The organism is uncultured Fibrobacter sp., from assembly GCF_947166265.1.
GTDB lineage: Bacteria > Fibrobacterota > Fibrobacteria > Fibrobacterales > Fibrobacteraceae > Fibrobacter.
On the sequence record NZ_CAMVDO010000014.1, the window covers coordinates 55,265 to 69,671 of the forward strand.

Consider the following 14,407-nt stretch of genomic DNA (forward strand, 5'->3'; position numbering starts at 1 on the left):
AAATAGTATTAAAGCTTGCGAGAACAGCTAATGGTGTTGGATGTCAAGACGGAAAATGTTTTGTGCGTTTGTTCTGGGAACTTCGATGGCGTGTACTCCCGGGGCAAAGTGCTGTACGGCGCTCCGCCACAAAATGCGGCCCTGGTAGTCGAACTGCACGACGCTAGCCTTTAGTGCTTTGTCGGTTTGCATGTAGAGCTTGCCGTCTTGCAGGCGAAAGGAGCTGCTGGTGGTTCTCCCGGTCGGCTTGATACCAGTGTTGTTGTCCGAAGAGCTTGAGTTTATGTCTTGGCTGCTGGATGAGGTGGGCTCACTTGCCTTCATCTTGGCGATGCCGGCCTTCCAGGCGTCAACGGCTGCCTGCGAAGTGTTGAGCGCCCAGTCGCCCTCGTTCGCTTCCTTGCTCTGGCTGAACCACATCACTGCAAATACGCGGGAGAAGTCCGTGGCGAAGTGATCGAACATATCGGTAATCCACTCGGCCTTGTTTCCGCCGAGTTCGGAGCTGGAAATTTCGGCGATGAAGAGCGGCTTGTCGATATTCGCGAGCGCGTTGTACGCCTTCTTGAATACCTGCGAGAACGTCTGCCAGCTGGACCAGCTTTGGCATTTGCCCCAGTTGTAGCCGTCGATGGAGATGTAGTCCACGTATTCGTCGCCGGGGTAGTTGCCGGTGAGCGTTGTGCCCGTTCCTGCGTTAGAAGCGTTGGTGGTCCAGACCCATTTTACGTTAGTGACGTTTTCTTCGCGGAAGATATTCACGATATGGCGGAATGCCTCGGCGACATTCGCGTCGGTATTCCCGGCGCCAGCCTTACCCACGCCCCAGTCGTACCAGTCGCCGTTCGCTTCGTGGAGCGGCCTGAGCCAGATTTCTTCGCCGTAGTTCTTGACCCCTTTCGCATAGTCGCGAATATAGGTGTCGGCCTTACCGTCGACCAGGTCCTGGGCGTTGTAGCCGTTCGCCATCCAGGTGACCACCAGCGTGGAGCCGTTGTTCTTGGCGACGTTTGCATACTGCTCAGTTGCATTCCAGTCGTTGATATCGAAGAGTGCGAAGTAGCTGATGAGGTCGAGGTGCGTACCCTGTAAGTCTTGGAATGCCTGCACGTTCTGCTGTGTGGGCTGCGGATACTGACCCGGGCCACCGACCCAGGCGCCGATTTGGAATGCTAAAGCGGTCATAGGCAAAATCCCCAATGTGAAGAGTAACGATTTGAACATGATAGCCTCGATTTTTGAAATGAGTTTTGTTTCCTTACATAAATTAGCTTACTAGGGGTTCCTTGTACCTGACATTTATGTATGTTTGTGCTATAGTGTATCTAGTGTTATAACGGAGGCTCCATGACTGTCGATGAATTTTGCAAGTGGATAGAATCGTCCGGATTCAAGGACGGCGCAAGGCTTCCGTCTGTGCGCAAGGTGGCTGCGTCATTGCATGCTTCGACCTTTACCATTTTCCAGGCGTACAAGCGCCTGGTAGAACAAGGGAAAATCTACGGAGAGCACGGCAACGGATACTTTTGGGGCAATAAGCCCGAAATCGTGGTAGACGCAGGCGAACATGAGACCGAACGCCTGGAACGCCTGCTTTTAGAAGACTGGAAATCCGGCAAGGTTTCGGTGGACAGTACGCTACCGTCGATCAAGGACTTGTGCTTCGTTTACGGGACCACGTCGGGTTCCATGAGCCGCACCCTTGAAATGTTGCGTGAAAGGGGTGTGCTCGACCGTAAGGGTCGCGGGCGTTACTACTTCAAGAACACAAGGTCGTCTTCGGTCAATTTAAAGGAAATCCTCTTGATCATGCGTTGCAATCCGAGCGGGGATTTTAACGGGCTTGGCGAACGTGAACTCACGTTCATGCAGAAGGTGTATGCCGAAGCTAGGCGCAATAACCTCAAGGTCAAGGCGCTCGGATACTATGAGGACGAGGGTCTTTTTCTAGATGCCGCCGGAAACCAGGTTCGGCTGGAGGACTGTGGCGAATATTTCGGTGCTGTCGTATCGACGATGCTGGTGTTTAACATAAGCAGGCTCTTTGCGCTTCTCGCCTGCACGCGGTTCCCTATTTCGGTCTGGTGGGAGCACCCGCTGTACGATATTCCCCGCGCGTTAAAAAAAGAAAAGCGCTATGCGTTTTTCAACTTGGCCTTTGGTGATTTTCCGGGGCGCGCGGTGGGGCGGTTCCTGAAAGAAAAGGGAATGGAGCGTGTCGCCTTTATTTCGCCTTATCACATGAGTATGTGGTCGAGGGATCGCCTGAAAGGACTCAAGGAGGTGGGGCTCAAGGTTGTCGAAGCAACCGATGCCTCGCATGCGAGCCATTTTGATTTTATGCAAGAGAAAGAGGCTCATGAACATTTTAGTCGCATATTGCAAAAACTGGTAAAAGAGGTTCCGTCTGTAGATGCGTGGGTCGTGTCAAACGACAGGGTAGGGGTGGAACTTTTGTCGCTTGTGGAGCAGGGTAAGCTTAAACGCCCGCCTTACATGGTATCGTTCGACAATTCTAACGACAGCTACCGCAACCGTCTGGATTCCTTCGAGTTCAGCTTGGATGCCCTTGCCGAGCAATCCGTATTCCACCTAGTATCCCCTGGTGTTACTTTGTATAAAAAAGACGATTTTAGGGAACTTTCGGGGCATGTCGTGGAGAAGTGACCACTTCGCTCAATCCTGTTCACATTTTTCCAACTTTTTTCTAACCATTAACCACGAATCACTAACCACTTTTTTATATTTAAAGCACATAAATTTTTCACTTTAACAGAAGGTTAATAAAATGGCTAAAATCGCTAAAGTTTGGGCTCGTCAGATCCTGGATTCCCGTGGCAATCCGTCTCTCGAAGTCGATGTTACTCTTGACAACGGTATCGTTGGTCACGCTGCTGTTCCGAGCGGCGCTTCCACCGGTGAACGCGAAGCTTGCGAACTCCGCGACGGCGACAAGAAGACCTATCTCGGCAAGGGCACTCTCACTGCCGTGAAGAACGTCAACACCAAGATCGCTAAGAAGATCGTTGGCATGGATCCGTCCAAGCAGACCGAAGTTGATGACGCTATGATCGAACTCGACGGCAACCGCATGCTCAAGAACACGCTCGGTGCAAACGCTATCCTCGGCGTTTCCATGGCTGTTTGCGTTGCTGCTGCTAAGGATGCTGGCCTTCCGCTTTACCAGTACATTGCTAAGCTCCATGGCACTGAAAAGCTCACCCTCCCGTGCCCGATGTGCAACGTGATCAACGGTGGTGCTCACTCTTCCGCTCCGATCGACTTCCAGGAATTCATGATCGCTCCGGTTGGCGCTAAGACTTTCTCCAAGGGTCTCCAGATGGTGACCGAAATCTTCCACGCTCTTAAGGCTGTCCTCAAGAAGGGTGGTTTCGATACGACCGTTGGTGACGAAGGTGGCTTTGCTCCGGGCGTTGCTATCAAGCCGGCTAAGAACAAGTTCGGTTACGAAATCAAGGACGTGATGACCCTCGAAAAGGCTCTCGCTGCTTTGAAGACCGCTACTGAAAACGCTGGTTACGTTTTCGGCAAGGACATCAAGATCGCCCTCGACGTTGCTTCTTCCGAATTCTGCGACAAGGAAACTGAAAAGGAAGGCTCCAAGGCTGTTACCTACACCTTCAAGAAGAGCACCAAGAAGACTGTCAAGTCCGCTGACATGGTCAAGCTCTATGAAAAGCTCATCGACAAGTACTCCATCTTCTCCATTGAAGACGGTCTCGATGAAGCTGACTGGGCAGGTTGGAAGGTTCTTACCGACAAGCTCGGTGGCAAGATTAACCTCGTGGGTGACGACCTGTTCGTCACGAACCCGACCATCTTCGACGAAGGCATCAAGGCTGGCATCGCTAACGCTATCCTCATCAAGGTGAACCAGGTCGGTTCTGTTTCTGAAACCCTCGCTGCTATCAAGCGCGCTCAGGTCGAAGGCTATGCTCCGATCGTTTCTCACCGTTCTGGCGAAACCGAAGACACCTTCATTGCTGACCTCGCCGTCGGTACTGCCGCTGGCCAGATCAAGACTGGTTCTCTCTCTCGTACGGACCGCGTCTGCAAGTACAACCGCCTCCTCCGCATCGAAGAAGAACTCGGCAAGGCTGCTGTCTACGCTGGCGACCCGCGCAAGAACTGCAAGGCTCCGGCTGCTAAGAAGACCGCTTGCAAGAAGGGCTGCGCTAAGAAGGCTAAGTAATTTCTGATTAAAGAAAATTGCTAAGAGAAGCCGTCCCTGATGGGACGGCTTCTCTGTTTAGACGGCTGTCTTGTTGCAAAAAATTTTTAGAACAAGGTATCTAAAAAGAGTCCCGACGAAAGTCGGGACTCTTTTGTATGTAATTCTGAATTTGTATTGACTGGTTCGATTCAGTTCGGTCTTACCGTGAGCAACAAACGCCTTGTATTAACGAGGCGTGGTTGCGAGAGAACCGGCTCCAGAGTAAGGATTCTGTTGAGTTTAGCCGGTTCGGTCTTTTGTGAGCCTCAAGTGCCTCGTATTAACGAGGCATGGAGGCGAGAGAATCGGCTCTAGAGTAAGGAATCTGTTGAGTTTAGCCGGTTCGGTCTTTTGTGAGCCTCAAGTGCCTCGTATTAACGAGGCATGGAGGCGAGAGAATCGGCTCTAGAGTAAGGAATCTGTTGAACTTAGCCGGTTCGGTCTAATTAGCTTGAACAGCCGTTAAAGCGATCGTGTAGACGATGTCTTCCACAAGGGCGCCGCGGCTGAGGTCGTTCACCGGCTTTGCAAGACCCTGGAGCATAGGACCGATGGCGATGGTGCCGTGGGCGCTGCGCTGTACGGCCTTGTAGCCGATGTTACCTGCAGAGAGGCTCGGGAACACGAACACGGTCGCCTTGCCGGCCACGGTGCTGCCCGGTGCCTTCAGGGAACCTACGCTCGGCACGGTCGCAGCGTCGTACTGCAGCGGGCCATCGACGAGCATTTCGGGGCGGGCTGCCTTCACAAGGGCGGTAGCTTCGCGGACGAGGTCGGCGTCGGGGCCCTTGCCGCTGTTCATGGTGCTGTAGCTGAGGAGGGCGACGCGGCTCGGGAGGCCAAAGGCCTTGGCGGTGTCGTCACACTGCTGGGCGATACCGGCCAGTTCTTCGGCGGTCGGGTTCAGGTTAATGGCGCAGTCGCCGTAAATGTAAGTCTTGTCCGGCATGCACATGAAGAACACGGAGCTTACGGACTTGACGCCGGGTGCACACTTGATGACCTGGAGTGCCGGGCGGAGCGTGTCGGCGGTGGAGTGGATGGCGCCGGAAACGAGTCCGTCCACTTCGCCCATCTTGAGCATCATGGTTCCGAGCATTACGTTGTCGGCAATCGCTGCACGGGCCTGGTCTTCGGTCATGCCCTTGGACTTGCGGAGTTCCACGAGGGTCGGCACGTACTTTTCGGCAAGTTCTGCGCTCGGTTCGATAATTTCGATATCGGCAGGGAGGGTAACGCCCTGTTCCTTGGCGACGGCGAAGATTTCGTCCTTCTTGCCGATGAGTACCGGCACGGCGATCTTACGGTCGATTACGAGCTTTGCAGCCTGCACGGTGCGCGGTTCGGAACCTTCGGGGAGCACGATGCGCTTCTTGGCCTTGGAGGCCTTCAGGAGGAGGCCTGCGCGGAACATGGCCTGGCTGGTCTTCCTTTCGGCGGGGGCTTCTGCCAAGTCCTTGGCGAGGCACTTGGGGCATGCGAGCAGACGCTTGGGGCAGAACAGGTCTGCATCTTCGCTGTCGGAATAAATCTTGGCATCGAGGGCGGTTGCGAGGGAGTCGTTATACTTCTGTGCCATCACGTCGCTCATACCGGCAGCACCTTCGACCACCACGGCGTCGACGGAATCAAAGTCCTGCGAAAGGAAGTCTGCCGCAATCTTTTCCATGAGCACGGCGGAATTGTGGGCCTTGAGTTCCTTCACGGCTTCGGCACCGTTCACGCAGGGCTTGTAGGCGGCGGCGATCAGGCCGGCACCGGCTACGGCGTCCATGACTTCCTTGACTTTTGCTTCCATGTTGGCGGAGGCGACCAGATACACTCGATTCATAAAAAACTCCTGTTGATTTTAAAATTCCGTATTTAAAATTAGGATTTTGATGGTCCGTAGACCTTTTTGTCTCGTTAAAAATGTAAAAAAATACGAGTCATTTGCCGTTTTTGCAGATTCTTACAAAAATGATACAGGGTAAAGTAATATTTGCAGAAAGAATTTGCAAAAAAAGCTATTTTTGGCACTAGGTTGACATGTGTTTGGGATTATAATGGAGAGAGCGGATGAAGTGCAACAACTTTTTCCGGGGTTTGCTGTTATGCCTATCCCTTTTAGTAGTTAATACGATCGCCCAGGACTATGTCGCTATAGCCCACGTTATTTATGACGGCAATAACCTTTATTACGCCGATAACGAAGAAAAGCTCAAGTTCAAGAATCTTTCTAAAGAAGACGATGGCACGTTCACCATCAAGTTCACCAACGAAAGGCTTGCGGACGGAAAGGATGCTGTGCGCCAGCTGCGTTTCGGCTCTTTTTGCGAAGAGGGAAAGGATTCCTGCCTAACGTACTTGAACCCGGGCCATGAGCCGTTCCTTATCGAGCTTTTCCCGGATTACAGGAGCGGTGTTGCGGATCAGCCTGTCTACGAGGCATGGGTTCAGATAAATGCGGACTCGACGGTGGAAATTTTCCAGACCAAGCCCGTTATCGTGGAACCTGCTAAAAAGACGATCCGTTTCCTTGCTCCGTGGACCAATACGGGCGTTTCCATTGTGCTGGGCGGCAAGGCCGACTACATGAATCCTATCGGCGGTAACTATTGCGGATGGTTCGAGTACCAGTCCGTGCTTACTCCCAAGGATGCCTATGTCTATTTCAAGCAGACGATTGGTGGCAACTATGTCGGTAAGGACGGTATCTATCAGGAAGAAGTCTCTATAGAAAATGAAATAAAGCTCGATTCCGTTCTCGCCATTTCCGATACCGTGTGGATCCTCGCGACGATGTACGGCGAACCCGAACTTTCTACGGAGTTCCCCGGCGAACTGGGAGACTGCCCGGTCAAGGTTCTCCCGGTGATGATGTTCGACTGGCTGCATGGCAGTGAAAGCGACGAAAAGAATGCGACCAATCAGGCGGGTACCACAAGCCAGGACTTTGGTACCGGCGGATGCAAGAAAGGCGATGGTCGGTCCATTATGAAGGGAATGGTCGAAAAGGAACTTGGCCCCAACGGTGTTCCCGTACGAGCTTCGAATTTCCCCTCCGACTGTAAGCTTACGGATCACCTTGACAACTGGTTTATTCCCGAAGTGGTTGCCCATGATGCCGCCGGCAATTCGTACACCAATGCCACTTGCCGCGACCTGGAACTGAACCTGACTGCCGATGGTTTCTGGCTTGGGCAGAAGAATACCGAAAGCCCCGAAAAGGGTCTGTTCTTCCTGGATGATTTTGAATATCTGGATTCGGCAAAGACGGTTCCGAACCCGATGTACGACAACATCAATTCCGAAAAGTACGGGACGCACAATTACGGCTTTACCATGGCGCTCCAGGCCCAGTTCGAATATGTGAAGGGCCAGTACTTCGAGTTCCTGGGCGATGACGACGTTTGGGTGTTCATCGACAACAAACTTGTGGTGGACATTGGCGGACAGCACGAGGCCAAGGAAGGAAAGGTCAAGCTGGATACGCTCGGACTGACGGAAGGCGAAACTTATTCGTTCAGGATTTTCTACGCAGAACGCCACAAGAACCAGTCCAATTTCAAGATGCGCACCTCGATGGACCTGAAGGCCGAGGCGAGCATGTTCCTGACGGACCTCTCGACCGACCCGAAGCTGATTCAGAAGGAAGTGTGGCAGATTGTGCGCAAGAAGGCGCTTTCCTGCGATTTCTTGAACACGTCGACCGATACGACGCAAGAACGCGGACCGTCTAACTTTGTCTTGTATGGCCGTAGCCTTGGCAAGGGTGGCGTGTCGCTCAAGACGCTCGATTCGCTCTACTATTCGGGCATTACTGTCAGTAACGACTTTACGATGGTGACGGTCGATACCAAGGCAATCGGCAAGGCGCAGGCGCTTCCGCCCGGCAACTACTATATCCGCGTACGCCTCAAGAGTAACCCGGACGAATACAAGGATGTCCCGTTCACGATTGAACCGTATGAACTGCCGAATTTGGCCTTTGCAAGCATCAAGGATTCCTCTTACTTTATCGTAAACTTCGAGGATCCCGAAAATCCAGATACTTCTTTCTTTGACCAGTTCTGGGGCCCCTTCGGGGATTCTCTCAGCCGCAATGTCGTAAGCGACACCTTGCCCATCAGCCTGCAAAAGGGCGAAACGATGTGGGCGGGCCGTTCCTACCCGGTCAATATCATGTATGTCGAGGACTGGGCTTCTGTCTATAGCGGCGTTGCCGTGCAGATCAAGACGTCTACTCCGAATCTTGTCGTCTGCGATTCCGTAGGAAACCCGATTGACGAGGTGGTCTTGATGAATGGCCGTGCAATCTTCTTTGTGAAGGCGACTGACGAAGTGGTAGACGGCGTACTGACCGCATCTTCCTTTGGTGCAAAGAACAAGGAAATCCAGTGGACTAAAATCAACATCAAGGTCCCGCCGGTGCCGCAGATCAAGGTTGCTTCCATATACGACAATACGGGCGACGGACGTGCCGACTTCATTTCGATCGAGTTCAACAAGCCCCTTGGAGGGCAGAGCGTTCTAGATTCGCTCCGGTTTACGTTTGGACCCGAAAAGTTCAATAGTTCGTACAAGGCAGAATACAAGGACGGAGACCTGGTAGCGACCGTTACCGCAAAGGGCGACGGCTTTGGGTCTTCCATTTTCACGGGTGGAGTGGCGGAACCCTATGTTGGTAAAATAGACACGGTCTGGTACACCTACACCGATGACGAAGGAAAGAAGCTGCCGTTTTGGGTGGACGGCCCCCTTGCCGACAAGGTCGGCCCCGTGGTTCTTTCAGCCGAAGTCAAGTACCTTAAGGACGGCAATACCCAACTGACGGTTTCGTTCAGCGAGGGAATCGACGATGCCGAGAAGAGTAGCGACCTTTTCCGTTTCCACTGCTGGAAAAACAACGTGCAGGATTCCGCCGTGAAGATGTCCACCGACATTGCGGTAGAACAAGTCAACCAGTGGAAGCTCATTTTCCCGAAGGGTCTCGATACCGACGTCATTCCGGCCGTGGGTGATTCTATCCGCTTTAGGCCCCCTTCCCAGTTGGGCGAGGCCGTGGACCTGCTAGGCGTTTCTCCGCACGAGGCCAACCCCTGGGTACGCATTACCGGTGAACAGAAGGTGACGATTACCAGCCCGAAGGTAGTAAGCCTTACCAAGGATTCGCCCTCTTTCGAATATGCCCGCGAAATTGTCCGAAGCGAAGACGCTACCGTTCCGAAGCTTGTTTCTGCAGATATGTCGGCGGATTCGGTGGGCCGGATGTATGGAACGCAGGGACATTTCTTGGGTGACCTGGATATGGCGCAGCTGGTGGAAAACGAAATTGCCGAAATCGTGAAGGCCGTGCAGGGAACTCCGACGTACGTGGACAAGGACGAGGCTGAGGCCGCCGAAGAAAATGGCACGACTCCGAGGACCTACACGATTCAGGACATCATTCGTGAAGTGGATGAGGGAAGGATGACCATTAGCGAGGCGGAAGACAGGTTCGGCCTGGATGCCGTGATTGTGGATGCCTACGAAAATGGTCTTCTGGACAGCAAGAATGTGGATTACTATGCCCGTGGGACCGAGGCCGATATCAAGAAGATCGTGAGCGCCGTTGCCGACGAAACCGAACTTCGTTACGAGACGCACTATTACACGAGCCTTGGACACTACGTGAGCGGGGATTCCAGGACCATTACCTGTAACGACGATATTTTCAAGGAAAATGGGGCGAAAAACTGCCTCGATAACGACGGGCGCCTTTTCCTTGCCTGGAATATGCGTTCCGATGCGGGAAATCTTGTGGCGACGGGTGTCTACATTGCACGTCTCCAGATTCGCATCAAGGTGAATACCAAGAAGATTACCGATCGGACGCAGGATTTCCTGTGGGGTGTCCGCCGCGGAACGGTGAATGCCAAGGATTTCGGCCTTTAGCGGTTGAAATCCAGGGCTTTTTTAGTGGTTTCTTTGATTTTTTGAGAACATTTCTCCCTGTAACACACGATTTACACGTTTGTTAAATAGAATTAACGGCAATTTCTCCATTGCCGTGTTGATTTTTTGAGAAAAAAAATTTATTTCTATGAAGGAACATTTATAAATGTATAGGGGCTTTTGCCCGTGGAGATGTGGATGCGGTGTGGATTCTTTAAAAGAGCCATTTTTTTGCTCGCGCTGTTTGTGCCGTCGGTCATGGCAGCACAATATACGGCTAGTGTTGAATATGATGGTAAGGGTAACCTTTATTATGCCGTTCTGACCTCGAATGGTCAATGGGCTCAGGATGAACGCAGAAATACTTGTTTCCCGATAGCGAATGCGGGCATCGAACTTTCGACCATTGAAGGCCGTACGGTTTATTTCTATACAGACAAGTCCTGCCAAAAAAATTTATCGGATGTCAGTGCCGAAGATATTTTTGAAAAAGGCCAAAATGTTCGCATCAAGCTTAATAAAAATGGTGAGATGACATCTTCTGAGGTGGAAAATGCTCCTGGTCCAGGCCCTGGTCCTGGTCCCGGCGAGGAATCTTCCTCTAGCGCCAAGTCGTCTTCGAGTTCTTCTACAAAGTGGCCTGGCTTTGGGCGGAGTTCGTCTTCGGAGGCTGGGCCTGGCCCTGCGTTGAAAGCGGGTGAAAAGGTCATTCGCTTTATGCCGCATTGGACGAATACTTCGGCTATCTTGATTCAAGGGCTTGAAGAAACGATCATGACCGCCGTTCCGAAGTATTGCGGTTGGTACCAGACGACCGTCCAGGCTCCGAGTGAAAATTTCTATGTGCAGTTCAAGCAGACCATTGGAACTACCTATGTGGGGGCGAATGGATCGTCTAACAAGAAGATTGATTCCGAAGAGGAAATCAGTCTCGACAGTATTGCTGCCCTGGGTGATACCATCTGGATTCGCGGTTACAAGTCGGGTGCTCCTGACTTGACGATAAATGCACCGGGTGTTCTCGGCGACTGTGCACCCAAGAGATTCCCTGTGACGGTGTTTGACTGGTATGGAGCCGGAAAGGACGGTGTCAATGCTGACTTTGAGGCCGGCAATGGGTGTACTGGAAAGAATGCTTACGATGACGAACATCATGGTTTTGTCAAGGGCATGGTCGAGTACAAACTCGGTGATAACGGTGTTCCTGTACGCGCCAAGGATTTCCCCGAAGATTATTGTAGAGCGTCAGAACACTTGGACAGTTGGTTCTTGCCAGAGAATTTGGGTAAGGGCAAGAACGGAGAGGCCTTGACCAATAAGACCTGCCGTGATATTTACCTGACGATGCAGGACGATGGTTTCTGGCTTGCTGAAATATCCAAGGATGACGTTTCGGATGGCAATGATAAGACCAAGAAGGGGATGTTCATTGTTGACGATTTCGAGTATTTACAAGATGGTGTAACCCCAAACCCCTATTATGATCAGTTGTCTGGGAATGGTGGTAGGCACAATTTCAGCTTTGCCGTAAAGATTCAGGCGAAGTTTGAATATGTTCCTGGCCAGTATTTTGACTTCTACGGTGACGACGACGTGTGGGTCTTTATTGACAGGCGCTTGGCGGTCGATATCGGTGGACAACATACGCAGGCAGCCGGGGCCGTGCTCCTGGATACGATTGGACAGAATACGGGCGATACCCTTGTTCCGGGCCAAACGTATGACTTCCATATTTTCTATGCGGAACGCCATACAAGCGAATCGAACTTCCGTATGCATACCTCTATTGACTTGCAAGTGGATGCGAGCATGTTCCTTGTCGATGACAGGAGGGGTGCTAAGACGGATTATTATATCTGGCAGGTGAACCGCAAGAGCACCTTTACTTGCGACATGGATGACAATGCGAAGGATACGACCATTACGGGTGGACGCTCTACGTTCAAGCTGTCGGGTGGCTCGTTTACGGAACCGGAGGAATTGACGCCTAGCGATAGCTGCTGGTATTCCGGCATTTGCATTACGAGCGATTCCACGTTTACCATTGACTCGGCATCGATTGTCGATAATTATGCCCTTGCTCCGGGACATTACTTCTTGGAAATTACCCTGAAGGATGACCCGATGCAAAAGTCGACCGTAGAAATTACGATTCCTTCTTACGCGATTCCGAGTATCGCCTATGCCGATTCCAACTGGAAGATTCTTGGAACCGAAGTTTCGGGAGATACCTTGCAGATTGGCAAGTGGGCGTACGAAGTTTATCCGGTGCACATTTCTTTCTTGGAATCCTGGGCGCAGGTCAACAACTACAACAAGAAAGTGAACCTGATGATTTCGAGTTCCCTGGTTGACATTCTCGACGAAAACGGTAACAAGATTTCGAAGGTGACCCTGGATGACGACGGCCATGCGACTTTCTACGTGCGTGCAAACGGTGAAGTCAAGAACGCCGTGCTTACGGCGCAGGGGGCTGCGGCTACGGCTTCAATCTGGAAAAATCTCCAGTTCGATTTGCCGCCGATTCCGCGCGTGTCCGTTGCAAAACTCTACGATCGAAATGGTGACGGCCGCGGCGACAGCCTTTACATCAAGTTCGACAGGGAACTGGATTCGAGGCATATCCTGGATTCGTTGCAGTTCAAGTTTGGCGAATCGTTCCCGACTTACGGCGCGGAGAATTTCAAGGTGAACGGAAACGTGGTCGTGCTGGTTTCGGACAATTCTTGCGAGGCGGGTTCTGCATGTGGCTTTGGCAGCAGACGCTTTACGGGTGGCGAAACCGAAGTCTATAGCGGCTCCATGATGACATGGTTCACCTATATCGATGAAAACAGGAAGGATTATCATTTCCAGATTACCGATGACCCTGTTGAAGACGGAATTGGCCCGGTCATTGTTTCTGCGGAACGTAAGAAGAATAGCGACGGTGCCCGTGAACTGACGCTCACCTTTAGCGAAGGTATCAAGGACGGAACTCGCGAACACTACGCCTCCATGTTTGAATTTATCTGCAAGCGTAACGGCGAGGAGCGTACTCCGGAAAAGCCGGTGCTGCAGAGCGGTTCGGGCAACATGATGGTTCTGGTGTATAGCGCCTCGACGACGGTGGATGCCGTGATTCCGATGGACGGCGACCAGATCAGGTTTGTGCCGGGACCGGACGCGAATAGCACGATGGACCTCTTGGGAATTGCGCCGCACAAGAACAATCCGTGGGTGCCGATTACCGGTGAACAGGAACTTTCGAACGAAAGCCCGGGCGTGGTGCTGCTGAATTCGGAAAATCCCATTGTGGCAAATCCGACAATTACCCAGCCTAAGCTGATCAAGGATCCGACGAAGACGGCTCAGGAAATTGGCGACGAAAATGGCGTACAAGGTAACCTGATCGATTTCGATATCTACAAGGTGATTCAGGAACAGACGAAGAAGGAAATCGCTGCCCTGGATGCCTATATCGAGACGATGCTTGGCGAAGTGAAGGACGACACGGTGTACAACGTTACCGAGATGACCGAAGAGGAAGCCCTGCAGCAGCTCTTCGATGATATCAGGAGCGGTGTCGTGAGCGAAGCCTACGGCATCAGCGAAGAACTGATTGCCGCGGTCGTTGCAGGCGAAGTGACGGTTTCCAATTACAAGAGCAGTTCCGTTGTGACCTCGGATGACCTGAAGGCGATTGAAACCCTGAAGCAGAAGAACATCGAAGAAAGCAGGGATACGACCATGACGATTATCCCGGCGTCGAATGCGTCGATGACCGACCTGTTTGCAGCGATTGTCAGCGGTCGCATCACCGAGGATGAACTCCTAGAAGCGGGTGTCAGCGAAACGGTGATAAAGGCCATCAAGGACGGAACAATCACCGCCGAAAACCTGCCCTCGTACAGGAGCGCTGAACTTACCTTGATGAACGAAGACGATGTGGTCTTGAGCTACAGCACCAAGTACTATACGCACCTCGGGCACTATGTCGGTGGAACGTCGGGGAAGATCGTCTGCTCCGATACGACCATCTATGGACAGGGTGGCTGTAAGGTGAACAAGGGCAAGATTTTCTTGGCGTGGAACATGCGCAATGACAACGGCCGCCTTGTGGGAACAGGTGTCTACATCGCAAGACTGCAGATAAAGTTGTACGTGGCGGACGAAAAGAAGATGGACCAGACGCGCGACAAGCTCTGGGGCGTTCGCCGCGGTAACCCGAAGAAGGCGAAGCCGACCGGACTGAACTGGGATCTGTAGCTCCGTTAT

At 52.2% G+C, this 14,407-nt stretch carries 6 protein-coding genes; 4 read left to right on the plus strand and 2 right to left on the minus strand.

Going from position 1 to position 14,407, the window contains the following annotated elements; all coding sequences use genetic code 11:
- Positions 1–27: 27 nt before the first annotated feature.
- Complete coding sequence (locus Q0W37_RS08885; protein WP_297700680.1) at positions 28–1,185, minus strand: glycoside hydrolase family 26 protein; 1,158 nt, start codon at positions 1,183–1,185, stop codon at positions 28–30.
- A gap of 162 nt (positions 1,186–1,347) precedes the next feature.
- On the opposite strand from Q0W37_RS08885, the gene Q0W37_RS08890 reads away from it, so the two are divergent.
- Positions 1,348–2,667 (plus strand): GntR family transcriptional regulator, encoded by a 1,320-nt coding sequence (locus Q0W37_RS08890; RefSeq protein WP_297700682.1) that lies wholly within the window; start codon positions 1,348–1,350, stop codon positions 2,665–2,667.
- Positions 2,668–2,788: 121 nt separating this feature from the next.
- The gene (gene eno, locus Q0W37_RS08895; RefSeq protein WP_297700684.1) at positions 2,789–4,213 is read left to right on the plus strand and encodes a phosphopyruvate hydratase; all 1,425 of its coding nucleotides are present in this window, start codon (positions 2,789–2,791) and stop codon (positions 4,211–4,213) included.
- 463 nt (positions 4,214–4,676) lie between these two features.
- On the opposite strand, the gene pta is transcribed toward eno, so the two are convergent.
- The gene (gene pta / locus Q0W37_RS08900; RefSeq protein WP_297700686.1) at positions 4,677–6,065 is read right to left on the minus strand and encodes a phosphate acetyltransferase; all 1,389 of its coding nucleotides are present in this window, start codon (positions 6,063–6,065) and stop codon (positions 4,677–4,679) included.
- A 254-nt stretch (positions 6,066–6,319) separates the two neighbouring features.
- On the opposite strand from pta, the gene Q0W37_RS08905 reads away from it, so the two are divergent.
- Positions 6,320–10,150: a fibro-slime domain-containing protein gene (locus Q0W37_RS08905; protein WP_297700688.1), complete on the plus strand. Its 3,831-nt coding sequence runs from the start codon at positions 6,320–6,322 to the stop codon at positions 10,148–10,150.
- 258 nt (positions 10,151–10,408) lie between these two features.
- Positions 10,409–14,398, plus strand: coding sequence for a fibro-slime domain-containing protein (locus Q0W37_RS08910; protein WP_297700690.1), 3,990 nt, complete (start codon positions 10,409–10,411; stop codon positions 14,396–14,398).
- Positions 14,399–14,407: the final 9 nt, after the last annotated feature.

What these genes read in the sequence shown, in the direction of transcription:
- eno (WP_297700684.1), top strand. Translation starts at nt 2,789, where the DNA reads ATGGCTAAAATCGCTAAAGTTTGGGCTCGTCAGATCCTGGATTCCCGT.
- Q0W37_RS08910 (WP_297700690.1), top strand. Translation starts at nt 10,409, where the DNA reads ATGGCAGCACAATATACGGCTAGTGTTGAATATGATGGTAAGGGTAAC.
- Q0W37_RS08890 (WP_297700682.1), top strand. Translation starts at nt 1,348, where the DNA reads ATGACTGTCGATGAATTTTGCAAGTGGATAGAATCGTCCGGATTCAAG.
- Q0W37_RS08885 (WP_297700680.1), bottom strand. Translation starts at nt 1,185, where the DNA reads ATGACCGCTTTAGCATTCCAAATCGGCGCCTGGGTCGGTGGCCCGGGT.
- pta (WP_297700686.1), bottom strand. Translation starts at nt 6,065, where the DNA reads ATGAATCGAGTGTATCTGGTCGCCTCCGCCAACATGGAAGCAAAAGTC.